Origin of the sequence: Bacillus sp. HMA207 (assembly GCF_003402455.1) — a bacterium.
Classification (GTDB): Bacteria; Bacillota; Bacilli; order Bacillales; family Bacillaceae_G; genus Bacillus_A; species Bacillus_A cereus.
The window spans coordinates 16,797-41,101 of the sequence record NZ_BEZT01000002.1; the positions used below are offsets into that span (position 1 = coordinate 16,797).

A 24,305-nucleotide genomic window follows, 5' to 3' on the forward strand; every position below is an offset into this window, starting at 1 on the left:
GCTAGAGACCTTATCCTATTGGAGAGGTCTCTTTTACTATATTTTCTTGTTAAATGAAGAAGGAGTTTAGAAATAAATTTTGAAGTTTAATAAAGGACGTAAAAGAAAAAGTTTTATTTCATGTTACAATAAACGTAATTGTTACTAGAATAAGATAGAAAGGTTGAAAGTAGGTGACATCATGGGAAAAATCATTGCTATTGCTAATCAAAAAGGCGGTGTTGGAAAAACAACAACATCTGTTAATTTAGGGGCTGGATTGGCGCAAGTAGGTAAAAAAGTCCTTCTTGTAGATATTGATGCTCAAGGAAATGCAACGACTGGTGTGGGAATTGAAAAATCTGAATTAGATCAATGTATTTACAACGTTCTTGTGGAAGATGCAGATGTTCAAGGGGTTATACAGAAAACCGCAACTGAAAACTTAGATGTTCTACCCGCTACAATTCAATTGGCTGGTGCTGAAATTGAATTGGTACCGACTATTTCCCGGGAAGTACGTTTGCAAAGAGCATTACAGCCAGTTCGTGATAAATATGACTATATTATTATCGACTGTCCCCCATCTTTAGGGTTATTAACGATTAATGCATTAACAGCAGCAGATTCTGTTATTATTCCTGTACAGTGTGAATATTACGCACTAGAAGGGTTAAGTCAGCTATTAAATACAGTTCGACTTGTACAAAAACATTTAAATAAAAATTTAGCAATTCAAGGTGTATTGTTAACAATGTTGGATGCCCGTACAAATTTAGGGATTCAAGTTATAGATGAAGTGAAAAAGTATTTTAGGGATAAAGTATATCGCTCGATTATTCCGCGTAATGTACGCTTGAGCGAGGCTCCAAGTCATGGGAAACCTATTATGCAGTATGACGCTAAATCAAGAGGAGCAGAAGTGTATATAGATTTAGCAGAGGAAGTGATTGCAGGTGGCTAAAGGATTAGGAAGAGGAATTAATGTGTTTTTTCCTGATTTAGATGTGAAAGAAGAGGAAACAATTCAGGAGATTCTTGTAACTGAATTAAGGCCGAATCCATATCAACCGCGTAAACACTTTAATAAAGAGGCGATTCAGGAATTAGCAATTTCGATTAAGGAACACGGTATTCTACAACCATTAATTGCTAGGAAGAGTATTAAAGGATATGAAATTGTTGCAGGTGAAAGACGATTTCGTGCTGCAAAAGAGGCTGGTTTAGAAAAAGTACCTGCGGTTGTAAGACAATTAACTGAACAGCAAATGATGGAATTTGCGTTGTTAGAAAACTTACAACGAGAAGATTTAAATCCTATGGAAGAGGCAATGGCATACCAGATGTTAATGAATGAGCTAAATGTAACGCAAGAACAATTAGCGAAACGTCTTGGTAAAAGCAGACCTTACATTGCAAATTATACTCGGTTATTAAGCCTACCTTCTTTCGTACAAGATATGATTGCAAATGGTCAACTTTCAATGGCTCATGGGAGAACTTTACTTACGATAAAAGATGAAGAACAATTGAAGTCCTTATTGAAACGCATTGAAAAAGAAGGATTAAATGTTCGTCAATTAGAGAAAATCGTCCAAGAGATTAATCAACACGTTTCACGTGAAACAAAAAAAGTGAAAAAAGAGCGAAATATATTTTTCGTGGAACGTGAAACGTTCTTAAGAGAAAAGTTTGGCACAGATGTGAAAATTAAAGAGACGAAAAAAGAAAAAGGTAAAATCGAAATTGAATTTTTTAATAAAGAAGATTTAAATCGTATTTTAGAACTATTAGCACAGAAAAATTAAAAAGCAAACCATCTTATTATTTATAGATGGTTTGCTTTTTTTAATGCGGATAATTTTTGATCCGTCTCTTTTATACTTTTTGCGATTACATCAGCCATTTTCATGACTAAACTTAATCTTGTATTTTGAAGAACGAAAAACTCCATAAACCCATTTAGATTGACGATACCGTGTATGTGCAAATCACCAACTGCAGGTAATTTCTTATTCATAGCAGCTCCAGGTTTACTAGGTCCCTTTCCAGTAGTGATTGATCCGATATTTTGGGACTTTCCTAAACATGCATCAACAGCAATTATAAATGCAGTAGGATATTCTTTCTGTATATTCTGAATTTTCTCTTCTAAATTTAGCGCATGTACTGGCTCATCTAGTGTACCGAATACTTGGAGGTTTTGGATGTCTATTTGTTCAAGTTTTGTACCAACTAATGGGCCGAGTGCGTCACCTGTAGAGCGATCTGTGCCGATACAAACGAGAATGAGTGGTATATTAGTTTTAATAGGAATATGGGTAAGTAAGAAATTACTGATTATCTCAGAGGCTTCTAGATCTTGGTGCATAACGTTTTGAGTTTCTTTCTCAAAAAATGGTAAGCGAAAACTTCCAATATTCATGAAGCACCCATCCTTTTAATAAATTTTCAATATATGTTATATGGTGAGGAAAATGGAAAGTTATAAGTGCGTAATTTTTGCAAAATGTGAATGAAAACGGAAATAATAGTACTAGTATATATATATTCGTTCCATTTTATACCTGGATGTCGGGGATAAAATAGGATTAAAATCATAAAATTTTTTCAGCAATTAGGGGACTTCTGATACAATAATAAGGGTAACTAAAAAGAAATTTTAGCTAGAGAGGTAGAGGTACATGGATTTATTAGCGAATTGGTTTAATTCTATGAAACAGTATTTATTAGATGCTGATCGTTGGGCTCATATTGGAGTTGCGACATTAAAAATATGTATTATTTTAACAATTGGTGCAGTTGTTGTGCGAATTGCAAGGGCGGTTGTACGAAATGCGTTTCGTATGGGGAGTCGTTCTCCAATTCAAATTTCAGAACGTCGTACAGTTACAGTAGCGAAATTACTTGAAAATATTGTAGCGTACGTTGTTATGTTCATTATGCTAATTGCGATTTTAGGTGTGTTTGATATTAATGCATCAGGTTTATTAGCGGGTGCTGGGGTAATTGGTTTAGCAGTCGGATTTGGTGCTCAAAGTTTAGTGAAAGACGTTATTACAGGTTTATTTATTTTGTTAGAAGATCAGTTTTCAGTTGGCGATTATGTTAAAATCGGTCAATTTGAAGGAGTCGTTTTAGAAATTGGACTTCGTACAACGAAAGTAAAGAGTTGGACAGGTGAAATTCATACTTTACCAAATGGAAGTATTATTCAAGTTACTAACTACTCAGTTAGTAATAGTGTAGCGTTTGTTGATGTATCTATTTCATATGAGGCTGATATTGCGAAAGCAGAGCAAGTTATTGAAGATTTATTAGTAGAATTACCTTCAAAGTACGAAAAAATGGTAACAACGCCTCAATTATTAGGTGTGCAAACATTAGCAGCATCAGAAGTTATATTACGTGTTATTGCTGAAGTAGAACCGATGCAACATGCAGTTATTGCAAGGGCACTTCGTAAAGAGATTAAAAATCGTCTTGATTTACATGGAATTGAAATTCCATATCCACGTATGGTTTTATATAATCGTGAAGAATTAGTTAGTGGAAAAGCAATTTAGTATGGAGAGGAGTTTGGAGAATGGAGCAAAAGGAATATAACTTGTATGATGTTGTGGAAATGAAGAAAGCCCATCCATGTGGCGAGAATCGTTGGAAAATTATTCGTATGGGAATGGATATCCGCATTAAGTGCGAGGGGTGTGACCATTCAGTAATGATTCCTCGAAGAGAGTTTGATCGTAAGGTGAAAAAAATACTTGTGAAGCACGAAGAATAGAGGGAGAGTAACAGTTACAGTAGGTAACTGTTACTTTTTTTCGTTTGGCGGAAACTTGTCATTTTTTTCGTTACTATCTATAATGATGAAAGATTGAGACATAGGAGTGAAAAATATGGGATTAACGGCTGGGATTGTTGGATTACCTAACGTAGGGAAGTCCACTTTATTTAATGCAATTACACAAGCAGGAGCAGAATCTGCGAACTATCCATTCTGTACAATTGATCCAAACGTAGGGATTGTAGAAGTACCAGATGAGCGTTTAAATAAATTAACGGAATTAGTAGAACCGAAAAAGACTGTTCCGACTGTATTCGAGTTTACTGATATTGCAGGTATCGTAAAAGGTGCTAGTAAAGGTGAAGGTTTAGGAAATAAATTCTTATCTCACATTCGTCAAGTAGATGCAATTTGCCAAGTTGTTCGTTGTTTTGAAGACGAAAATATTACGCACGTTTCAGGGAAAGTAGATCCAATTGATGATATTGAAACAATCAATTTAGAGCTAATTTTAGCGGACTTAGAGTCTGTTGATAAGCGTATCGAGCGTGTTGCGAAATTAGCAAGACAAAAAGATAAAGAAGCGGTATATGAGCATGAAATTTTAGTTCGTTTAAAAGAAGCTTTTGAAGAGGGAAAACCAGCTCGTACTGTTGAATTTACAGAAGAGCAGATGAAGATTGTTAAAGGCCTTCATTTACTTACAACAAAAGAAATGTTATACGTAGCGAATGTAAGTGAAGACGATATTATCGATCCTTCGGAAAATAAATACGTACAAATGGTAAAAGAATTTGCAGCAAATGAAAATTCTCAAGTGATCGTTGTATGTGCAAAAATCGAATCAGAAATCGCTGAATTAGACGAAGAAGAGAAAAAAGTATTCCTTGAAGAATTAGGAATTGAAGAGTCTGGTTTAGATCAATTAATTCGTGCAGCATATGACCTATTAGGACTTGCTACGTACTTTACAGCTGGCGTTCAAGAAGTACGTGCTTGGACATTTAAACAAGGAATGAAGGCACCACAATGTGCTGGTGTTATTCATACAGACTTTGAGCGTGGATTTATTCGTGCAGAAACAGTTTCTTACGATGATTTAATGACAAACGGTTCTATGACAGCTGCAAAAGAAGCTGGAAAAGTACGTTTAGAAGGAAAAGAATATATCGTAAAAGACGGAGATGTTATGCACTTCCGTTTTAACGTTTAATTTAATATTTCCTAGGAAAAATAAAGATATGAACTTGGCAAATATATTATATGTTTGCCAAGTTTTTTATGTATTGGTGAGTTGATTCATATAACTTACTATGATATAATCTAAACTCGTGAGTAATTACTATAAATTAATTGCTCCTTGCCCATTACGGGCCGTTTAGACCAAAAGGAGGTGAAAGTGTAATGAGAAAGTACGAAATTATGTACATCATTCGTCCTGGCGTTGAAGAAGAAGCTCAAAAAGCTTTAGTTGAACGTTTTGCAGGTGTTTTAACAAACAATGGTGCAGAAATCATTAACACGAAAGAGTGGGGTAAGCGTCGTTTAGCTTACGAAATCAACGACTTACGTGAAGGTTTCTACATGATCTTAAACGTGAAATCTAACGCAGAAGCGATTAACGAATTCGACCGTTTAGCTAAGATCAACGAAGACATCCTTCGTCATATCGTTGTTAAAGAAGAAGAAAAATAATTGATATATAAGGGAGAGTGGTTCGATTGATGAATCGTGTTATCCTCGTTGGTCGTTTAACTAAGGACCCTGACTTACGTTACACGCCCAATGGTGTCGCAGTAGCTACTTTTACGTTAGCTGTGAATCGCGCATTTGCCAATCAGCAAGGTGAGCGTGAAGCTGACTTTATTAATTGTGTAATATGGCGTAAACAAGCAGAAAACGTAGCAAATTATTTGAAAAAAGGTAGCTTAGCAGGCGTAGATGGACGTCTTCAAACTCGTAATTACGAGGGACAAGATGGTAAACGTGTATACGTAACAGAAGTTCTTGCGGAAAGCGTGCAATTTTTAGAGCCGCGTAATGGCGGTGGGGAGCAACGTGGTTCATTTAATCAGCAACCATCAGGAGCTGGTTTCGGTAACCAAGGCTCTAACCCATTTGGTCAATCTAGTAATTCAGGTAACCAAGGTAACTCTGGATTTACGAAGAATGACGATCCATTTTCAAATGTAGGTCAACCGATCGACATTTCCGACGACGATTTACCGTTCTAATACAGTAAATTTGTTAGTTTTAACAAAGAATGGAGGGAAATAGACATGGCAGGACGCAAAGGTGGACGTGCGAAACGTCGTAAGGTGTGTTTCTTCACAGCTAACGGCATCACTCGCATTGACTATAAAGATGTTGATTTATTAAAACGTTTCGTTTCTGAGCGTGGTAAAATTTTACCTCGTCGTGTAACAGGAACAAGCGCAAAATACCAACGCAAACTTACAGTTGCAATTAAACGTGCTCGTCAAATGGCACTTTTACCATATGTTGGTGAATAATAGCGTATGAAATGCACAGTAGAGTCGGACTCTACTGTGCATTTTGCTATGCTTTTCTTTTTGAAAGAGAGGTTAAAATGTGAAACAAACAAAGTTTATTACAGAAGGTGCAGCATTATTAGCTATATATGCAATTTTATTGCTTATATCTATGTATGTTCCGATTTTGGGTACAGTTGTAACTTTTGCGTTGCCGTTACCATTTATACTATTAATGATAAGACATAAACTATCTAATGTGCTCGTGGTTTTTGTAGCAGCACTTTTTGTTACTATTATTGTGAGTCAACCGCTGAATTTAGTGAAGACAATTATGTTTGGATTGATAGGGATTGTTTTAGGATATATGTATAAAACAAGAAAAAAGCCAGTTGAAATCTTAATAGCGGGGACGCTTGCATACTTAATTGGTTTTGTACTTATTTATGTTGCGAGTATAAAGTTTTTCAACATAGATATAATGAAGCAAATGCAAAGTATGTTTAGTGAAAGTATGGCGAAAAGCGAAAAGATAGTAAGTGCTACAGGTATGCCGATTAGTAAGGAACAAAAAGAGCTACTTGCACAAATGAATGATATATTACAATCGTTACTTCCAAGTATACTTGTGCTAGTTTCAGTATGTTTTTCTTGGATTACAGTGATAATATCAGGTAGTGTTTTGAAAAAGTTAAAACATGAAGTTATATCTTGGCCTAAATTTAAAGATATACAATTACCAAAGAGTATCATTTGGTATTACGTTATATTTATTTTGTTAGCAACTTTTATAAAAGTAGAACCAACATCATATTTACATATGGTATTTTCTAACCTAAATGTCATATTTGCACTATTGCTTGTACTGCAAGGTCTGACATTTATCGCCTTTTTAGCGTATAGAAAAGGTTTTACTAAAGGGGTTCCTATTATTAGTTTTATTGCATGCATGTTTATTCCGATGCTGTTTCCTCTTGTGACGATCTTAGGTATAATTGACTTAGGGATTTCATTGCGTTCTAAAATAGGGGGATAAAATAATATTCCTTATACTATTTTAATCTGTTTAACTAACTGGAAGGTAAGTTAGTTTTACTTTATAGGAGTTGTATACATGCCTGAATTTGATAAGAAACAGTGGTTTTTATATCCTGTTTATGTATTGGCATTTTTTGTGTTTGTGCTCATTTCAATTCTCTGTTATTTTCATTTAATTATGGGTATAGCTGCTTTTGTCATTTTTTGTATCGTATTCTTTATCGTTATACGATTTGAACTTAATTTTCAAAGGAATTTCGAAAAGCATACGACAGATATGATTACAAGAGTAAAGAAAGTAAGTAATGAAGCATTTAACCAAATGCCGATTGGTATTTTGTTATACAATAAGGATTATGGGATTGATTGGGCAAATCCTTATTTATCTTCATGTCTGGGACAGCACGCATTAGCTGGATGGCACCTTTACGATGTATCAGAAACATTACTTCTTTTCATTAAAGGAGAAACTTCTGATGATATAGTCTCTTTAAATAATCGAAAGTTTCGCGTTTTTGTAAGGAAAGAAGAAAAGTTAATTTATTTCTTTGATGTAACGGAACAAACAGAAATCGAAAAGATGTACGAGGATCAAAGGACTGTTTTAGCTGTCATCTATTTGGATAATTATGATGAAGTTACACAAGGATTAGATGATCAATTACGTACGAATATAACAAGTCTTGTGACATCGCGACTAAATGAATGGGCACTTAAGTATGGTGCTTATTTAAAACGTGCATCTTCAGAAAGATTCTTCGTTGTGCTAAATGAAAGTATTTTGACGCAGATGGAGAAAGGGAAATTTAGCATTTTAGATCAGGTGCGTGAAGAAACATCTAAAAGGAATATACCACTTACATTAAGTGTGGGTGTCGGATCAGGTGATTTACCTTTATCAGAGCTTGGAGCAATGGCTCAATCTGGTTTAGATCTTGCGCTTGGGCGTGGGGGAGACCAAGTAGCTATTAAACAAGCGACAGGTAAAGTTAAGTTCTATGGAGGTAAGACAAATCCGGTTGAAAAACGTACCCGTGTACGCGCCAGGGTCATTTCGCATGCGTTAAAGGATTTAGTATTAGAAAGTAGTAATGTCATTATTATGGGGCATAGGGCTCCCGATATGGACGCAATTGGTGCTGCGATTGGTATTTTAAAAGTGGCTCAATTAAATGAGCGTAAAGGATATATTGTGTTAGATGAAAATGATTCCGATAAAGGAATTAAGCGTTTGATGGACAAAGTGAAACAAAATGAGGAGTTATGGTCTCATTTTATTACTCCAGAGCAAGCGATGGAATTTGCAAATGATGAGTCGTTACTTGTTGTTGTCGATACACATAAACCTTCTATGGTGATGGAGCAAAAACTGTTACATAAAATTGAAAATGTAGTAGTTATTGATCATCATCGCCGTGGAGAAGATTTTATTGAAGACCCATTGCTAGTTTATATGGAACCATATGCTTCTTCAACGGCAGAATTGGTTACAGAATTACTTGAGTATCAACCTAAAAATTTAAAGATGACAATGTTAGAAGCGACGGCATTGTTAGCGGGTATTATTGTCGACACGAAAAGTTTCACATTCCGGACAGGGGCTCGTACATTTGATGCTGCTTCTTATTTACGCTCACATGGTGCAGATACTGTACTTGTACAAGAACTTTTAAAGGAAGATATGGATCAGTATTTACGGGTTGCAAAAGCTATAAAAAATGCGTACATTTATAAAAATGGAATTGCGATTGCTAAAGTTGATAGTGATGATTACTACGATCAAGTGCTTATTGCGCAATCGGCAGACACGTTATTAACAATGACAGGGATTATTGCATCATTTGTTGTTGCGAAACGTGGCGAGAATCTCATTGGAATTAGCAGCAGGTCTTTAGGTGAAGTGAATGTGCAGCTAATTATGGAAAACTTAGGCGGTGGCGGGCATTTGACGAATGCAGCCACACAGATGAAAAATGTTACAGTAGATGAAGCTGAGGAGAAGCTTCGATTTGTTATTGATGACTATTTACAGGGAGGCACACAATCATGAAAGTAATTTTTCTAAAAGACGTAAAAGGTAAAGGTAAAAAAGGAGAAGTAAAAAACGTACCAGATGGCTATGCAAATAACTTCTTACTAAAACAAGGATTAGCTGCTGAAGCAACAAATAGCAGTATGAAAACTTTAGAAGCTCAAAAGCGTAAAGAAGAAAAAGATGCAGCAGCAGAGCTTGAAAATGCAAAAGAGTTAAAAGAGACTTTAGAGAAATTAACTGTAGAATTAAAGGCGAAATCTGGAGAAGGTGGCCGTTTATTTGGTTCTATCACCAGCAAACAAATCGTAGATGCAATGCAAAAATCACACAAGATTAAACTTGATAAACGTAAATTTGAAATGGACGATGCAATCCGCGCGTTAGGTTATACAAACGTTACTGTGAAATTGCATCCACAAGTAACAGCAACAGTAAAAGTTCATGTTAGTGAACAATAAAAATAAATTAAGCAAGGAGGATTGCGTATGAGTGATGTACTTGCTGATCGTACCCCTCCGCATAATATAGAGGCTGAGCAGGCGGTTTTAGGGGCCATATTGATTGATCAAGATGCGTTAACTTCAGCATCAGAGTTATTGGTACCTGATTCGTTCTATCGAACGAAACATCAAAAGATTTTTGAAGTCATGCTTGGGCTATCTGATAAGGGAGAGCCGATTGACTTAGTAATGATGACATCAGCAATGGCTGATCAAGGATTACTAGAAGAGGTTGGTGGGGTTTCTTACTTAGCAGAGTTAGCAGAAGTTGTGCCAACTGCAGCTAACGTAGAATATTACGCACGCATCATCGCTGAAAAGGCGCTTTTACGTCGTTTAATTCGCACGGCGACTCATATTGTATCGGATGGATACGAGAGAGAAGATGATGTGGATGGTCTTTTAAACGAGGCTGAGAAAAAAATATTAGAAGTATCCCATCAAACGAATGCAAAAGCATTCCAAAACATTAAAGATGTTCTTGTAGATGCTTATGACAAAATTGAACTTTTGCATAATCAAAAGGGTGAAGTTACTGGGATACCAACTGGGTTTACTGAATTAGATAAGATGACAGCAGGTTTCCAACGAAATGATTTAATTATCGTGGCAGCACGTCCATCAGTAGGGAAAACGGCATTTTCATTAAATATTGCACAAAACGTAGCGACGAAAACGGATGAAAATGTAGCGATTTTTAGTTTGGAGATGGGTGCTGATCAGCTTGTTATGCGTATGCTTTGTGCAGAAGGGAATATTGATGCACAAAGACTTCGTACTGGTTCATTAACTTCCGATGATTGGGCAAAATTAACAATGGCAATGGGGAGTCTCTCAAATGCTGGTATATATATTGATGATACGCCAGGTATTAAAGTAAATGAGATTCGAGCAAAATGTCGTAGATTAAAGCAAGAACAAGGTCTTGGTATGATTTTGATTGACTATTTGCAGCTTATTCAAGGAAGTGGGAAATCAGGAGAAAACCGTCAGCAGGAAGTATCTGAGATTTCTCGTACCTTAAAAGGGATTGCGCGTGAATTGCAAGTGCCTGTTATTGCTTTATCACAGTTATCTCGTGGTGTAGAATCCCGTCAAGATAAACGCCCGATGATGTCTGATATTCGTGAATCTGGAAGTATTGAGCAGGATGCTGATATTGTAGCTTTCCTATATCGTGAAGACTACTATGATCGAGAAACGGAAAACAAAAATACAATTGAAATTATTATTGCAAAACAACGTAACGGTCCAGTAGGTTCAGTGGAACTTGCATTCGTCAAAGAGTTCAATAAGTTCGTTAACTTAGAACGTCGTTTTGAGGATGGACATGCTCCACCGGCATAAAGGCAGTATAAAAAAGAAACACATTTCTTATAATAAGATGTGTTTCTTTTTTTTTATAAGAAAGATAAGGCTTTCATAAGTTAAATATATAATTCTTACGAACGAAAATGTTTTTTTGTGAAAAAATGTTCGCTTTTAGGTTGACTTCTCTTTCGGTTTTGGTACAATTATATTGTTTGAATAGATCGTTTGAAAATTGCGGAGGTGCTTTAATAATGTCTTCAGTAGTAGTTGTAGGAACACAATGGGGCGACGAAGGAAAAGGTAAAATCACTGATTTTCTTTCTGAGCATGCGGAAGTAGTTGCAAGATATCAAGGTGGAAATAACGCGGGACATACAATTGTTTTCGGCGGAGTTAAATATAAATTACACTTAATTCCATCTGGTATTTTCTATAAAGAGAAAATTTGTGTAATCGGAAACGGATTAGTAGTAGATCCAAAAGCATTACTTGAAGAGTTAAAATACTTACACGATCGTGGTGTAAGTACTGATAATTTACGTGTAAGTAACCGTGCACATGTTATTTTACCTTACCACTTAAAACAAGATGAGTTAGAAGAAGCAAGTAAAGGTGATAACAAAATCGGTACAACGAAAAAAGGTATCGGTCCTGCATATATGGATAAAGCTGCTCGTATTGGTATTCGTATGGCTGATCTTTTAGACCGTGAAGCATTTAAAGAGAAGCTTGAGCGCAATTTAGTAGAAAAAAATCGTTTATTTGAAAAAATGTACGATACAGAAGGTTTCACTGTAGAAGAAATTTTTGAAGAGTACTTCGAGTACGGGCAACAAATCGCGCAATATGTATGTGATACGTCTGTTGTATTAAATGATGCATTAGATAATAATCACCGTGTATTATTTGAAGGTGCGCAAGGTGTTATGCTTGATATTGACCACGGTACGTACCCGTTCGTTACATCTTCTAACCCAATTGCTGGTGGTGTAACAGTTGGAACTGGAGTTGGTCCTGCGAAAGTTACTCGCGTTGTAGGTGTATGTAAAGCATATACAAGCCGCGTTGGTGATGGTCCATTCCCTACTGAGCTTCATGATGAAATTGGTCATCAAATTCGTGAAGTTGGTCGCGAGTATGGAACGACAACTGGTCGTCCACGCCGCGTAGGTTGGTTCGATAGCGTTGTTGTAAGACATGCACGTCGTGTTAGTGGTTTAACGGATCTATCATTAAATTCTATCGACGTTTTAACAGGTATTCCAACTCTTAAAATTTGTGTAGCTTACAAATACAATGGCGAAGTTATTGATGAAGTTCCAGCTAACTTAAACATTTTAGCGAAATGTGAGCCTGTATATGAAGAGCTTCCAGGTTGGGAAGAAGATATTACTGGTGTAAAATCATTAGATGAACTTCCTGAAAATGCACGAAAATACGTAGAACGTGTTTCTGAGTTAACAGGAATTCAAATATCTATGTTCTCAGTTGGACCAGATCGTAACCAAACAAATATTGTTCGTAACGTATACGAAGCTTAATTAACATTTTTTAGAAAAAACTCATGTCTGCATGAGTTTTTTCTTATTCTTTTATAAAAAAACAAAAAAAGTATTGCAATAAATACAGAATACATGTTATGATACATCTTGTCGTCACGAAAATATGACGTTGGTGAGTATGAGCCATTAGCTCAGTTGGTAGAGCATCTGACTTTTAATCAGAGGGTCGAAGGTTCGAGTCCTTCATGGCTCACCATTTTATTTTTCGTGGCCCGTTGGTCAAGTGGTTAAGACACCGCCCTTTCACGGCGGTAACACGGGTTCGAATCCCGTACGGGTCATGTTTTTTTTTGCTTATTTTTGGTCCCGTGGTGTAGTGGTTAACATGCCTGCCTGTCACGCAGGAGATCGCCGGTTCGACCCCGGTCGGGACCGCCACTTTTGTTTATACCACCATTAGTGGTTTTATATATAGTTTTGGCTCGGTAGCTCAGTCGGTAGAGCAGAGGACTGAAAATCCTCGTGTCGGCGGTTCGATTCCGTCCCGAGCCACTCTCAGGATATTAAGTGGGCCCACTTAATATCCTTTTTATTTATGTAATTTTACAAAACTGAGTAGTTATTTTAAAATAGAACGAGGAGCCTCTAGCAGTTGAAGCTAGAGGTTTTTCTATAGATCGTATAGGATGCCGTGTAAAAGTGGATCATACATGAGTCTATGAGAATAGAGGAGAAAATACTTAAACAAAGGATGCGGTCATATAGGACATACTATGTAAACATCAATATGTTTAGGGATTATTGACCATATTTTTATAAGGAGGAAATAGACGATGATGGGAAAGAAAATTTTAGTAGTTGATGATGAAAAGCCGATTGCAGATATTTTGAAGTTTAACCTAGAAAAAGAAGGTTTTGAAATAGTAATGGCGCATGATGGTGATGAAGCAATTGAAAAGGCTAATGAAGAGCAACCAGATATGGTTTTATTAGATATTATGCTACCAGGTAAAGATGGCTTAGAGGTTTGCCGTGAAATACGTAAAAGCTCAGAAATGCCGATTATTATGCTTACAGCAAAGGATTCTGAGATTGATAAAGTATTAGGGCTTGAGCTTGGGGCAGATGATTATGTAACGAAGCCATTTAGTACAAGGGAATTACTTGCTCGTGTGAAGGCGAATTTACGCCGCCATCAACAAGGTGGTGCTGCGGAAAAAGAAGAAAATACAGAAATGGTTATTGGACCAATTGTGATTAATCCAAATGCATATAGTGTAACGAAGCGTGAGGAAAATATCGAGCTTACACATCGTGAATTTGAGTTGCTACATTATTTAGCGAAACATTTAGGACAAGTTATGACACGCGAACATTTATTACAAACAGTTTGGGGTTATGACTATTTTGGAGATGTGCGCACAGTAGACGTTACAGTACGTCGTTTGCGTGAAAAAATTGAAGATAATCCAAGCCATCCTACTTTAATTGTAACTAGACGTGGAGTAGGGTATTACTTGCGTGACCCAGAGCAGGAATAGTATATGAAGAAAGTTGGTTTTTTTCAATCTATTCATTTAAAATTTGTGCTTATATATATGCTATTAATATTAATAGCGATGCAAGTTATTGGAGTATATTTCGTAAGGGAATTAGAGAAGAGCTTAGTACAAGGTTTTAGGGATTCTTTAACGCAGCAAACAAACTTATTATCATATAATTTGAAGCAAGAGTTTAAAAAAAGTTATACAAAAGCAGAAACAGAGTCAACAGATGAAACGATTAAAACTTCAATTCGAAAATTTGCCTCTGATCAGAAGAAAGTTATACAAGAGGTAAGTGTATTTGATTCGCACAGAAAGTTACTGGCTATTTCAGATGAATCAAAGCAGAATAAGGTGAATCGAACATCAACTGATATAGCTGTTCAGCGAGTGTTAGTACAAAAAAAGCCGGAAGTGAAAATTGAGAAGGATGGTAGTACAGGTCATCGTGTTCAAGTTATGCTTACTCCGATTCTGGATGATAACGGTAAGGATGCGCTTGGTGTTATTTACATTGTGGCATCTATGGAAGATGTATATAAACAAATGAAGGATATAAATCAAATTTTTGCTACGGGAACAGTAATTGCTTTATTAGTAACGGCCGTACTTGGAATTTTATTGGCTCAAACAATTACAAGACCAATTTCAGATATGCGGAGACAAGCAATCGAAATGGCAAAAGGAAATTATTCGAGAAAAGTAAAAGTGCATAGCCATGATGAGATTGGACAACTGGCATTATCCTTCAATAATTTATCAAAAAAATTACAACAAGCTCGTTCTTCTACAGAAAGTGAAAGGCGTAAATTATCATCTGTTTTATCACATATGACAGATGGAGTAATTGCTACTGACCGAAAAGGGGATATTATTTTACTAAATGACCCTGCGGAAAAGATGTTAAATGTTTCTCGTGAAACAGCGCTCGATCAATCTGTTTTAGAGGTATTAGGAATACAGGAAGAATTTACGCTCGATCATTTATATGAAGAGCCAGATTCTGTTTTATTAGATTTTAGTACGAGAAACGAACCATATATTTTACGTGCTAGTTTCTCTGTTATTCAAAAAGAAACAGGGAAGGCAAATGGCTTAATTGCTGTACTATATGATGTAACAGAGCAGGAGCGTATAGAAAGGGAACGCCGTGAGTTTGTGGCGAATGTCTCTCATGAATTAAGGACGCCATTAACGACGATGCGCAGTTATTTAGAGGCACTTACAGATGGAGCATGGCAGGATCCAAATATTGCACCACAATTTTTAACGGTTACACAAGAAGAAACAGAAAGAATGATTAGACTTGTAAATGCGTTGTTACAGCTATCTAAACTTGATAGTACAGAGCATCGTTTAATGAAAGAATGGGTCGACTTTACTGATTTCTTTAATAATATTATTGATCGCTTTGAAATGTCTAAAGAGCAAAATGTAAGTTTCAAACGATCTTTCTCTAAGAAATCTAGATTTATTGATATGGATACTGACAAAATTACTCAAGTGCTGTATAACATTATTTCTAACGCATTAAAGTATTCACCAGAAGGTGGAACAGTAACATATCGTTTACGTGATCGCGGTGATTTATTAGAAATTAGTGTAAGTGACCAAGGAATGGGTATTCCAAAAGAAAACGTTGATAAAATCTTTGAACGTTTTTATCGCGTAGATAAAGCTCGTTCAAGACAAATGGGTGGTACTGGGCTTGGATTAGCAATTGCAAAAGAAATGATTGAGGCACATGGTGGCTCTATTTGGGCGAAGAGTGAAGAAGGAAAAGGGACAACTATTTATTTCACGTTACCAATGGCAGCAGATGAAGAGGACGATTGGGAATGAGTATGGAAAACTTTAAAACAATAGTTTTAATTAACCTAGTTGTAATTAGCCTATTTCTTACTTTTAACCTATGGACGTATGTGCCAGATTCTACATCCATGCAAAACGCGAAATTTGTGCAGGGAAATGAAGGAATGAACCAAACTAAAATTTCCGATGTTGTCCGTCCTACTTCTATCATCGTGCATAAAGATAAAAATCATTATGGGAGCAGAAGAGAGGCAGATATAGAATCAATCTATAAGCCTCTGGAAGTAGGGGAACTACATGATTTTAAAGAGATATCAATCACTAAGGGTGATTTCCTTTCATATGTGCATGGTGAAGGGAAAGTTGAACTTGTTTTCCCTACCGATATCCCATTTGATGCAGTAAAATCCATGTTTAACATGAAAGAGAAGAGTACAGATAAGCCTAAACATTTTAATCGTATTCTCCTCGATCCTTCTCGAAGTAAGGATCAAGAAATTAAAATTAACTTTGTTTCTGATGGTGATAACTTTAAAATATACGAGGCAAAATTAAGTGGCGTGTATTTAAAAGATATTGTAAATGCCCAAAATCAATTTATAGTATCAGCAAAGCCTTATTTTGATTATCAACTTAATGATATGAAAAAGTTATTTTTACCAGATGGAACGACAGAGTTAAACAATATAACATATATTTCATCTAATTTAGCAGTTGATACGTTTAAGAATGCTCTGTTTAGTGATCCTCGTTATTTAAGTCCGATTACCGAGATGTCGAAAGAAACATTTACAGATGGTATTAGATCCATGGAAATTGAAAACGATCGTCACATGCTAAAGTATAAAAACTCTTCTGTCTTAACTGAGAAAACGATAGATAATTTAATGCTTTTACAAAAAAGCTTTGAATTCGTAAGTGGTCACAGTGGAAGTTTGGATTCATATCGTTTGGACTATATGAATAAAGGAGAGACAGTATTTCGTTTAAATGAAGATGGATATTCAGTATTCAATGAAGATGGGTTAGCTGAATTGAGACAAATATGGGGATCAGAAGAAGTAATGGAATATGAAAGACCGTTGCTGTCTTTAAATACTAAAGGTATAGAACAGAAGGTTACTCTTCCGTCAGGGCATGTTGTAATAGCATCTCTAGAAAATAATCCAGAGATAAAGAAACAAGTAATTAAGGATATTGGTATTGGATACAAGTTATCACTAGATGGACAAGTAGTTCGATTACAACCAATTTGGTATGTAAAGCTTGTTGAAGATGAAACAGGTAAACAGAAAATCTATGAGTGGAGTGAGGGAGGACTAAATGGATTGGGATCGGATTAAAACCATATTTATTGTGACCTTTTTTGTTTTGGACCTCTTTCTCATTTTCCAATTCATTCAAAAGCAAGATAGTAATCAATTGGAGCTTATTGCAGAAACAAAGATAGATCAAGAATTAAAAGCAAACAAAATTACGATGGGAAATATCCCTAAAGAACCGAAAAAAGAGTCATTTATTAGAGCGGAAAATAAAGCTTTTAAAGAAGAAGATATACAGTCTTTGAAAAATCAAACAGTGCATATACAAAATATGTACAAGATAGAAAGTAAGCTAAAAGAGCCTTTTTTAAATACGAAATCATTATCAAAAGATAAGTATAATGAATTTTTGAAGAACTATGTATTGGATGGACAAAAGTATGAATTTGGAGCGGTGAAAGACTCTAAAATTTATTTCTTCCAAAAATATAAAGATAAGCCTATTTTCTATAATAATCAGGCGATGATTGTTGTGGAATTAAATGAAAAAAATGAACTTGTTTCATATACGCAGACAATGCTAACTGATTTAAAAGAAATGGGCGAAGGTGAAAAAACGAAAGAGCAAGAAATTATTACGGCTCAAACAGCTTTAGAAAATTTGTATTTAAAAAATAAAATTCATGGAAATACGCATGTTAAAGAAGCGCAAATTGGTTATGCCACTCTTACCGCATCTACTTCTAATAACCAAGTACTGGCTCCAACGTGGAATTTGAAAACGGAGCAGAAGCAGGACTTCTTTGTGAATGCAATTGAAGGACAAGTTATGGAATTAGGAGAAAAGGAAAATCAAGTGGTTGATGAACATACTGGAGTGAGAAAGAATGGGGTTGCATTTTAGCGTACTTGCAAGTGGAAGTACAGGAAATATGCTATACGTAGGAACCGATGAAAAAAAATTACTAGTCGACGCAGGTTTAAGTGGTAAAGCAACAGAGGCTTTATTTAAACAAGCAGAACTGAATATAAATGATGTATCAGGTATTCTTGTAACGCATGAGCATAGTGATCATATTAAAGGATTAGGTGTACTGGCACGTAAATATGATTTACCTGTTTATGCGAATGAGAAAACATGGAATGCAATGGAACATTTAATAGGAAATATCCCAACTGAACAAAAGTTTATTTTCTCAGTTGGTGATGTGAAAACCTTTGGTGATATTGAAGTCGAGTCATTTGGAGTTTCTCATGATGCGGCAGAACCGATGTTTTATGCTTTCCATAACAATAATAGGAAGTTAGCGCTTATTACAGATACGGGATACGTAAGTGACCGTATGAAAGGCGTTATTAAGGGAGCTAATGCTTTCGTATTTGAAAGTAATCATGATGTAGAAATGCTTCGTATGGGACGTTATCCATGGAGCATTAAACGACGTATTTTAAGTGACGTTGGGCATGTTTGTAATGAGGATGCTGCATTAGCGATGGCAGATGTAATTACAGATGAGACAAAGCATATTTATTTAGCCCATTTAAGCTTAGATAATAACATGAAAGAACTAGCGCGTATGTCAGTATCACAAGTACTAGAGGAAAAAGGATTTGGAGTGGGTGAATCCTTTGAAATTCACGATACAGATCCAAAAATGCCTACAAAAATTCAATACGTATAATTCTTCATTTTAGTAAACAATAAAGGTGAATATAGTTGTTTTCAGGAAGATAGGTGAACAAATATGTCCTTTATTGATGAAGAAAATTATCGTATGAAACGTGCAGGAAAAAAGAAGCACAAAGGTATAGTTCTTTCTAGTATAGCGGGAACAATTGTAGGAGCTTCTTTATTCGCGTTTGGAGCGCCTTTATTTTCAAATTCTGCTGATACGCTTCCGCAAGCTGAAGCAAGCGGAAGTAATATGGCCGAAGCTCAAGGGATTAAACAGATTAGCTTTGTAGATGCTGTTGATCGTGCATCTGAAGCTGTTGTGGGTGTTATTAACATTCAACGAGATAACTTTTCAGAGGCAGATTCAGAGGCCGGTACAGGATCAGGAGTAATTTATAAAAAGACAGATGGTCAAGCTTATATTGTAACGAATAATCATGTTGTAGCTGGAGCGAATCGTATTGAAGTAAGTCTAAGTGACGGTAAGAAGGTTCCTGGAAAAGTATTAGGAACCGATGTAGTCACAGACTTAGCTGTATTAGAAATAGATGCAAAGCATGTGAAAAAAATAATTGAAATTGGCGATTCTAATACTGTTCGCAGAGGAGAGCCAGTTATTGCGATTGGAAACCCACTTGGACTGCAATTTTCTGGAACAGTTACACAAGGTATTATTTCAGCTAATGAACGTATTGTCCCTGTAGATTTAGATCAAGATGGACATTATGATTGGCAAGTAGAAGTGTTACAAACAGATGCAGCAATTAATCCGGGGAATAGTGGCGGTGCGCTTGTAAATGCAGCAGGACAATTAATTGGTATTAATTCAATGAAAATTGCTGCAAAAGAAGTAGAAGGAATCGGCCTTGCTATTCCGGTGACTAGAGCTGTTCCGATTATGAATGAACTTGAGAAGTATGGAAAAGTAAGAAGACCATATGTTGGGATTGAACTTAGGTCATTAAATGAAATTCCAAACTATTATTGGTCAAAAACATTACATTTACCAGGTACTGTAACAGAGGGAGTTTGTATTTTGGATGTGAAAAGTCCTTCGCCAGGTGCGGATGCTGGTTTAAGAGAACATGATGTTATTGTGGCGGTAGATGGAAAACCGATTCGCGATATTATTGGATTCCGTACGGCCTTATATGATAAGGAAATTAATGATAAAATGACTCTTACGTTTTATCGTGGCACAAAAAGAGTAACAACAACAGTGAAATTAGGCATTCAAAAGTATTAAACAGGAGGGCCTACCTCCTGTTTTCTATTGTAGAAAAGTGAGGTGAAGAAAATGAATTTACCTTGTTGTTTAGAGCATGTTGAATTAGCGTTAGATATTATTGTGGATGAGTGTGAAGTTGCGCCAGTTATCAACAATGTGGATAACTCGGAAAAAGAGAAAAAAACATGTGAATTTTGTCAAAATGAGGCGACATATGTTGTATCGAACACAGATTCTCACACAATATGTGGGTAGTATTTGTGGATATGTGGATAAGTTTTGTGGATAACATGTTTGTAAGGTGGAGGATACGTGTGAATATCTCGATTATTTCAATTGGGAAATTAAAAGAAAAATATTTGAAACAAGGTATAGCAGAATACTTAAAACGATTATCTGCATACGCAAAAGTAGAAGTAATTGAATTGCCTGATGAAAAGGCGCCAGAAAATTTAAGTGAAGCAGAAATGTTAATTGTAAAGGAAAAAGAAGGTATACGTATACTGGATAAAATTTCTGATGACACGCATGTGATTGCATTAGCTATAGAAGGAAAGCAAAAGTCATCAGAAGAATTCGCGATAAGTCTAGATCGCCTTGCTACATACGGAAAGAGTAAAGTCGCATTTGTAATTGGTGGATCACTTGGACTAAGCTCAGAAGTGATGAAGCGTTCAAATGAATCACTTTCTTTTTCAAAGATGACATTACCACACCAATTAATGCGATTAGTGTTGCTTGAGCAAGTGTATAGAGCGTTTCGGATTAATCGTGGGGAACCGTATCACAAGTGATGGTAAACAGGAAAATTAAATTTACAGTACATATTAAAAAGCTAGAACAATTAAAAAGTTCATTTGTGGATTACTAATATTTAACATTATCTATATAAAAGAGCAGGAAATTTGTCTACGGATAAACCTCCTGCTTTTTTCTGTTTTGATTGTAATTTAAAATATAGTCAAATTTGTACTGGTATTTTGTATCTGTTACTTCAATAAGTAAATTGTAAATATTGTTTAAATTGAATGTTATCATTAAACACATAAAAGATTAATTAAAATCAAATTATAAACATGTACATTTAATACCTTTTAAGGACCAATATCGTTCTGGTTAAACAAAAAAGAAGTCGAAAACTTCCTCGACTTCTTAGCCACAAGTAGAACTTGATATTTCTCCGAATAAAACCTTATTTAGTAAAACATATTTCTGAGGTTCTGGTAAACTGCTTGCTTTTACAAATTGAGGATGCTCATAAAAGAATACATATAATTCATCTAGTATGTTATCCTTCACCTTGGAGAAAGCCTCAATCTTTCCAATATTAAGTTGATTACCGTCAAAATCTGTTTTTAAAAACCTATTGCTTGAAAAACCATTTGATAATACAAGATCAAATATAACTTCACCTTTATAATCAACAGATTTTAATTCATTTGCAATAGCGTATACTTGAGAAAGAGGACTGACGTATGAAGTAGCTACCACTACTTTACATGAGTCACTCTTCAAATTTAAAATATGATATCTTTTCATACGTCAGTTCCTCCTTTAATTTATTTGTCTTACAGTATATGTTAATGATTGTTCTATTTTTTCACAAGCCCCTATGATTAGTTGTAATGCTTCATCTCTAGTTCCAACTAACCTTATACCAGCCAAAATTTGAGTAGCATGGAACATCTCATGGCGATTTTTGCGTAAAAAATCGTAACATTCTACAATTGCATCCTTAGCTCCCTGAGGCATATTTGTAATATTTGGATTAACACCTGTTACAGAATCACTTTGGAAATCCATCATAAAAATCCATTCCATATCATTAGTGCCTGCACTGTTTGTGTAATATCTGAATCCTTTGGTATCATCAATTATTACGTTATAGTCTAAACAAATTCTTTTGATTCTATACTCTAGAACTCTTAGAACAGGCATAACCCATGCAGCATAATCACTAAGTCGTGTATTAACTTCCACTAAAGTGAAACTATCTTTAATAAATCCCTGTATAGTGGGTTCTAAAGAATCCCAACCTTGTGGGAAATGCATTTTTAACTGTTGTTGAACCTTGTCTTCAAGCTCTTGCTCGCCAATTTCTGTTTCTGTAATTGTATTATTTTCTACAATTGTATTATTTAGTGGTAATAAATATGATTTAATAATTGAATGGAGCTTCATCAGAAGACCCTGATATAACATTCTACTGGTTGTTTTGAAATATGTCAAAGTAACAGAATCCCCAAAATCTGTTTTCACTCTGTATACAATACCATTCGTCCCTTTATCCTCTGGTTCTGATACTGAAACATTAGATAGTTGCCCTAAAAAATCTATTAAAGATTTAAAATAGCTTTCGGACACTTTGGCTGAAAAACTTCCATTGCTAACCTCTTTATATTCTATACTATTAATAATAGCTTGTTCTAGTTCCTGACCATCCTCGCAACTAGCTAATACTGTAGTTTTTCTTTTTTTTGTGTAGAATACATCTAAGGAGAATTCTTTACCTTCTTTTTCTACATGGTATCTATAAAATCCTTGTCCTTGATTTTTTAATTCTATTAGTTTTAAAGTACAATTCGCGTTTAGTGTTCGCTCCAATTGCTCTCTATTTATGAATAAACCTTTAGCCATTTTCTTTAAACTCCTTTATATCGAACTTGAAAATTTCTTCATCATTACTTGTATTTACTTTAAAAAGAATTTGTCTTCTTTCCATATCTACAAGAGTTTTAAACTCTATAATGTCTTTCAATTTATTACCCCTGGATTTCCATTTTTCCTTAAAAATCCTATAGATTCTATCGCTGTCATATATCTCATCTTCAATTAAAAGATTCAGATTCACTGATTTTTTATTAGCATTTAAACCTTCAAATATTTTGTCATACTCTCTATTTGGAGATGGCACAGGTTCATTTGTTGTTTCATAATTTTCTATAGCTTTTTTGGCTAATAAATCCACTTCATCATTATATTTAATTCCAGAATGCGATTTTACTTTTTTAAAATAGATATCAATTTTTGATTTGACAGTCTCGATGTATTCTACATATTTTTGGGTAAAGGGATTGTTGGCCCTCCAACTTTTATTTGCCCAGTTTTCAATTCCCGCATAATCATAATAAATGTCAATAGACTTAGCTTCATTTTTTAAGGCTAAATCAATAACATGCATTGCAGCCTTAATCTCACCTGCAACATTTCTTAAAGAAATTAGAGAACTATTGGAATCTGCATATGAAAACTCTGTTCTTTCATTATTCTTCAAAAATATAATCCCAGCATAACTATATAGTTTTTTTCTATCATCATAACTACCATCTATATAAGCGGTTATATCCGATATCTGCCCTTCTTCTTTTCTTTCAGGGGGATTACTTATACTCTTTCCATCTATAAAACTTTTGGCTTCTTCGTATGTAGGAAATGATTTATATAATGCGTTTGGAAAACCAGTAACCTGTTCCTTGCATTCATCCCAAGAAGTAAAAATCCCTTCTTTTCTTCCCCTTTTTACTGCATAAAATTTAGCCATTAACTCACCTACTTATCTATATACTAACAATATTTCCATTTTACTATTTTAAATATGAGAAAGCTTCGAATTTTTGTGAAAAATATTTATTTAGCGGTTGAACCCATTTTCAAAGGTAGATTGTTCTTATAATTTTCATTAATAACACTTAATCATATTTTACCATATTTTTGATGATTGGTAATTTTAACTTATATTAACAATTTATTTGAAAGGGAATATATATGAGAGATAAATTTATATGAAAAGAAATTTACATCCTAATCAAGATAGAATAAGGAATAAACTAATTTATGGAAAGGAAAAAGCGAGAGCGGAAAATTCATTTAAAAATGAATGTACATTATGTAAGAGGAGCCCATTTTTATTAGGATTTATGAGTTGTTTAAACCATATGCCGAGTGCAGAGCATACATAAAAATTTAAATTATCTATATATTTTATTAGAATTATCATGATACTGTTTACCGTTGAAGATGAGGGTCCTGAACCGTATCACGTGTGATAGTAAACAGTAAACTAGAATCAACTGTTGGAGTAAAAACTGTATTAACTATAAGGTTATTTGGTAAAAGGAAAAAGAATGTGGTAGTAAGGAG

25 protein-coding genes and 4 tRNA genes are annotated in these 24,305 nt (G+C 35.1%); 25 read left to right on the forward strand and 4 right to left on the reverse strand.

Annotated elements, in window-relative coordinates; genetic code table 11:
- Positions 1-181 precede the first annotated feature (181 nt).
- Positions 182-943, forward strand: a complete 762-nt coding sequence (gene soj / locus HMAS_RS20640; RefSeq protein ID WP_000516115.1) for a sporulation initiation inhibitor protein Soj — start codon at positions 182-184, stop codon at positions 941-943.
- A complete protein-coding gene (gene spo0J, locus HMAS_RS20645; RefSeq protein ID WP_001051832.1) occupies positions 936-1,787 on the forward strand; it encodes a stage 0 sporulation protein Spo0J in 852 nt (283 codons plus the stop codon). Before soj ends, spo0J begins: the two co-directional genes overlap by 8 nt.
- 20 nt (positions 1,788-1,807) lie before the next feature.
- Here the strand turns inward: spo0J and yyaC are convergent, their stop codons facing one another.
- Entirely contained in the window at positions 1,808-2,404 is a 597-nt protein-coding gene (gene yyaC, locus HMAS_RS20650; protein ID WP_001020714.1) for a spore protease YyaC, read from the reverse strand.
- A 259-nt stretch (positions 2,405-2,663) separates the two neighbouring features.
- Here yyaC and HMAS_RS20655 point away from each other — a divergent pair, with 259 nt between their 5' ends.
- The 23 genes from HMAS_RS20655 to rlmH all read left to right on the forward strand — a co-directional run bounded on the left by HMAS_RS20655 (position 2,664) and on the right by rlmH (position 20,959).
- Complete coding sequence (locus HMAS_RS20655; protein WP_116344997.1) at positions 2,664-3,545, forward strand: mechanosensitive ion channel family protein; 882 nt, start codon at positions 2,664-2,666, stop codon at positions 3,543-3,545.
- Between the two features lie 20 nt (positions 3,546-3,565).
- The gene (locus tag HMAS_RS20660) at positions 3,566-3,763 is read left to right on the forward strand and encodes a DUF951 domain-containing protein (RefSeq protein ID WP_000435485.1); all 198 of its coding nucleotides are present in this window, start codon (positions 3,566-3,568) and stop codon (positions 3,761-3,763) included.
- 115 nt (positions 3,764-3,878) lie between these two features.
- A complete protein-coding gene (gene ychF, locus HMAS_RS20665) occupies positions 3,879-4,979 on the forward strand; it encodes a redox-regulated ATPase YchF (RefSeq protein WP_000524657.1) in 1,101 nt (366 codons plus the stop codon).
- A gap of 191 nt (positions 4,980-5,170) precedes the next feature.
- Positions 5,171-5,461 (forward strand): 30S ribosomal protein S6, encoded by a 291-nt coding sequence (rpsF, locus tag HMAS_RS20670; RefSeq protein ID WP_001233778.1) that lies wholly within the window; start codon positions 5,171-5,173, stop codon positions 5,459-5,461.
- 26 nt (positions 5,462-5,487) lie between these two features.
- Positions 5,488-6,000 carry a single-stranded DNA-binding protein gene (gene ssb / locus HMAS_RS20675; RefSeq protein WP_000981966.1) on the forward strand — a complete coding sequence of 171 codons (513 nt, stop codon included), beginning with the start codon at positions 5,488-5,490 and terminating at the stop codon, positions 5,998-6,000.
- A gap of 45 nt (positions 6,001-6,045) precedes the next feature.
- Entirely contained in the window at positions 6,046-6,279 is a 234-nt protein-coding gene (gene rpsR / locus HMAS_RS20680) for a 30S ribosomal protein S18 (RefSeq protein WP_000918873.1), read from the forward strand.
- A gap of 79 nt (positions 6,280-6,358) precedes the next feature.
- Positions 6,359-7,294 carry a YybS family protein gene (locus tag HMAS_RS20685; RefSeq protein ID WP_000814840.1) on the forward strand — a complete coding sequence of 312 codons (936 nt, stop codon included), beginning with the start codon at positions 6,359-6,361 and terminating at the stop codon, positions 7,292-7,294.
- A gap of 78 nt (positions 7,295-7,372) precedes the next feature.
- On the forward strand, positions 7,373-9,346 hold the full coding sequence (locus tag HMAS_RS20690) for a DHH family phosphoesterase (protein WP_001113785.1): 1,974 nt from the start codon (positions 7,373-7,375) through the stop codon (positions 9,344-9,346).
- On the forward strand, positions 9,343-9,789 hold the full coding sequence (gene rplI, locus HMAS_RS20695) for a 50S ribosomal protein L9 (protein WP_000864228.1): 447 nt from the start codon (positions 9,343-9,345) through the stop codon (positions 9,787-9,789). Before HMAS_RS20690 ends, rplI begins: the two co-directional genes overlap by 4 nt.
- A gap of 27 nt (positions 9,790-9,816) precedes the next feature.
- A complete protein-coding gene (gene dnaB, locus HMAS_RS20700) occupies positions 9,817-11,178 on the forward strand; it encodes a replicative DNA helicase (protein WP_001286148.1) in 1,362 nt (453 codons plus the stop codon).
- 215 nt (positions 11,179-11,393) lie between these two features.
- A complete protein-coding gene (locus tag HMAS_RS20705) occupies positions 11,394-12,683 on the forward strand; it encodes an adenylosuccinate synthase (protein ID WP_000100238.1) in 1,290 nt (429 codons plus the stop codon).
- Positions 12,684-12,824: 141 nt separating this feature from the next.
- Positions 12,825-12,900: transfer RNA gene (locus HMAS_RS20710), tRNA-Lys, on the forward strand.
- 13 nt (positions 12,901-12,913) lie between these two features.
- Positions 12,914-12,985, forward strand: a tRNA-Glu gene (locus HMAS_RS20715).
- Positions 12,986-13,006: 21 nt separating this feature from the next.
- Positions 13,007-13,082 (forward strand) — tRNA-Asp (locus HMAS_RS20720).
- Positions 13,083-13,123: 41 nt separating this feature from the next.
- A tRNA-Phe gene (locus tag HMAS_RS20725) sits at positions 13,124-13,196 on the forward strand.
- A 281-nt stretch (positions 13,197-13,477) separates the two neighbouring features.
- Positions 13,478-14,185: a cell wall metabolism DNA-binding response regulator WalR gene (gene walR, locus HMAS_RS20730; protein WP_000971865.1), complete on the forward strand. Its 708-nt coding sequence runs from the start codon at positions 13,478-13,480 to the stop codon at positions 14,183-14,185.
- Between the two features lie 3 nt (positions 14,186-14,188).
- Complete coding sequence (gene walK / locus HMAS_RS20735) at positions 14,189-16,030, forward strand: cell wall metabolism sensor histidine kinase WalK (protein ID WP_000755367.1); 1,842 nt, start codon at positions 14,189-14,191, stop codon at positions 16,028-16,030.
- Complete coding sequence (locus tag HMAS_RS20740; protein WP_000061560.1) at positions 16,027-17,343, forward strand: YycH family regulatory protein; 1,317 nt, start codon at positions 16,027-16,029, stop codon at positions 17,341-17,343. The genes walK and HMAS_RS20740 overlap by 4 nt, the downstream gene beginning before the upstream one ends.
- On the forward strand, positions 17,324-18,166 hold the full coding sequence (locus tag HMAS_RS20745) for a two-component system regulatory protein YycI (RefSeq protein WP_000383740.1): 843 nt from the start codon (positions 17,324-17,326) through the stop codon (positions 18,164-18,166). The genes HMAS_RS20740 and HMAS_RS20745 overlap by 20 nt, the downstream gene beginning before the upstream one ends.
- The gene (locus tag HMAS_RS20750; protein WP_000522837.1) at positions 18,150-18,944 is read left to right on the forward strand and encodes an MBL fold metallo-hydrolase; all 795 of its coding nucleotides are present in this window, start codon (positions 18,150-18,152) and stop codon (positions 18,942-18,944) included. The genes HMAS_RS20745 and HMAS_RS20750 overlap by 17 nt, the downstream gene beginning before the upstream one ends.
- Before the next feature lie 63 nt (positions 18,945-19,007).
- Positions 19,008-20,183: a S1C family serine protease gene (locus tag HMAS_RS20755; RefSeq protein ID WP_000008031.1), complete on the forward strand. Its 1,176-nt coding sequence runs from the start codon at positions 19,008-19,010 to the stop codon at positions 20,181-20,183.
- A gap of 51 nt (positions 20,184-20,234) precedes the next feature.
- Complete coding sequence (locus HMAS_RS20760) at positions 20,235-20,420, forward strand: CxxH/CxxC protein (protein WP_001052827.1); 186 nt, start codon at positions 20,235-20,237, stop codon at positions 20,418-20,420.
- 59 nt (positions 20,421-20,479) lie between these two features.
- Positions 20,480-20,959 carry a 23S rRNA (pseudouridine(1915)-N(3))-methyltransferase RlmH gene (rlmH, locus tag HMAS_RS20765; RefSeq protein ID WP_001027000.1) on the forward strand — a complete coding sequence of 160 codons (480 nt, stop codon included), beginning with the start codon at positions 20,480-20,482 and terminating at the stop codon, positions 20,957-20,959.
- Between the two features lie 358 nt (positions 20,960-21,317).
- On the opposite strand, the gene HMAS_RS20770 is transcribed toward rlmH, so the two are convergent.
- The 3 genes from HMAS_RS20770 to HMAS_RS20780 are packed head-to-tail and all read right to left on the reverse strand — an operon-like array spanning position 21,318 to position 23,706.
- Complete coding sequence (locus tag HMAS_RS20770) at positions 21,318-21,704, reverse strand: type II toxin-antitoxin system RnlB family antitoxin (RefSeq protein WP_053090664.1); 387 nt, start codon at positions 21,702-21,704, stop codon at positions 21,318-21,320.
- 15 nt (positions 21,705-21,719) lie between these two features.
- Entirely contained in the window at positions 21,720-22,802 is a 1,083-nt protein-coding gene (locus HMAS_RS20775; RefSeq protein ID WP_116344998.1) for an RNase LS family HEPN domain-containing protein, read from the reverse strand.
- A complete protein-coding gene (locus HMAS_RS20780; protein WP_116344999.1) occupies positions 22,795-23,706 on the reverse strand; it encodes a viroplasmin family protein in 912 nt (303 codons plus the stop codon). Before HMAS_RS20780 ends, HMAS_RS20775 begins: the two co-directional genes overlap by 8 nt.
- Between the last annotated feature and the right edge of the window lie 599 nt (positions 23,707-24,305).

What these genes read in the sequence shown, in the direction of transcription:
- soj (WP_000516115.1), top strand. Translation starts at nt 182, where the DNA reads ATGGGAAAAATCATTGCTATTGCTAATCAAAAAGGCGGTGTTGGAAAA.
- yyaC (WP_001020714.1), bottom strand. Translation starts at nt 2,404, where the DNA reads ATGAATATTGGAAGTTTTCGCTTACCATTTTTTGAGAAAGAAACTCAA.
- HMAS_RS20655 (WP_116344997.1), top strand. Translation starts at nt 2,664, where the DNA reads ATGGATTTATTAGCGAATTGGTTTAATTCTATGAAACAGTATTTATTA.
- HMAS_RS20660 (WP_000435485.1), top strand. Translation starts at nt 3,566, where the DNA reads ATGGAGCAAAAGGAATATAACTTGTATGATGTTGTGGAAATGAAGAAA.
- ychF (WP_000524657.1), top strand. Translation starts at nt 3,879, where the DNA reads ATGGGATTAACGGCTGGGATTGTTGGATTACCTAACGTAGGGAAGTCC.
- rpsF (WP_001233778.1), top strand. Translation starts at nt 5,171, where the DNA reads ATGAGAAAGTACGAAATTATGTACATCATTCGTCCTGGCGTTGAAGAA.
- rpsR (WP_000918873.1), top strand. Translation starts at nt 6,046, where the DNA reads ATGGCAGGACGCAAAGGTGGACGTGCGAAACGTCGTAAGGTGTGTTTC.
- HMAS_RS20690 (WP_001113785.1), top strand. Translation starts at nt 7,373, where the DNA reads ATGCCTGAATTTGATAAGAAACAGTGGTTTTTATATCCTGTTTATGTA.
- rplI (WP_000864228.1), top strand. Translation starts at nt 9,343, where the DNA reads ATGAAAGTAATTTTTCTAAAAGACGTAAAAGGTAAAGGTAAAAAAGGA.
- dnaB (WP_001286148.1), top strand. Translation starts at nt 9,817, where the DNA reads ATGAGTGATGTACTTGCTGATCGTACCCCTCCGCATAATATAGAGGCT.
- HMAS_RS20705 (WP_000100238.1), top strand. Translation starts at nt 11,394, where the DNA reads ATGTCTTCAGTAGTAGTTGTAGGAACACAATGGGGCGACGAAGGAAAA.
- walR (WP_000971865.1), top strand. Translation starts at nt 13,478, where the DNA reads ATGATGGGAAAGAAAATTTTAGTAGTTGATGATGAAAAGCCGATTGCA.
- walK (WP_000755367.1), top strand. Translation starts at nt 14,189, where the DNA reads ATGAAGAAAGTTGGTTTTTTTCAATCTATTCATTTAAAATTTGTGCTT.
- HMAS_RS20740 (WP_000061560.1), top strand. Translation starts at nt 16,027, where the DNA reads ATGAGTATGGAAAACTTTAAAACAATAGTTTTAATTAACCTAGTTGTA.
- HMAS_RS20745 (WP_000383740.1), top strand. Translation starts at nt 17,324, where the DNA reads ATGGATTGGGATCGGATTAAAACCATATTTATTGTGACCTTTTTTGTT.
- HMAS_RS20750 (WP_000522837.1), top strand. Translation starts at nt 18,150, where the DNA reads ATGGGGTTGCATTTTAGCGTACTTGCAAGTGGAAGTACAGGAAATATG.
- HMAS_RS20755 (WP_000008031.1), top strand. Translation starts at nt 19,008, where the DNA reads ATGTCCTTTATTGATGAAGAAAATTATCGTATGAAACGTGCAGGAAAA.
- HMAS_RS20760 (WP_001052827.1), top strand. Translation starts at nt 20,235, where the DNA reads ATGAATTTACCTTGTTGTTTAGAGCATGTTGAATTAGCGTTAGATATT.
- HMAS_RS20770 (WP_053090664.1), bottom strand. Translation starts at nt 21,704, where the DNA reads ATGAAAAGATATCATATTTTAAATTTGAAGAGTGACTCATGTAAAGTA.
- HMAS_RS20775 (WP_116344998.1), bottom strand. Translation starts at nt 22,802, where the DNA reads ATGGCTAAAGGTTTATTCATAAATAGAGAGCAATTGGAGCGAACACTA.
- HMAS_RS20780 (WP_116344999.1), bottom strand. Translation starts at nt 23,706, where the DNA reads ATGGCTAAATTTTATGCAGTAAAAAGGGGAAGAAAAGAAGGGATTTTT.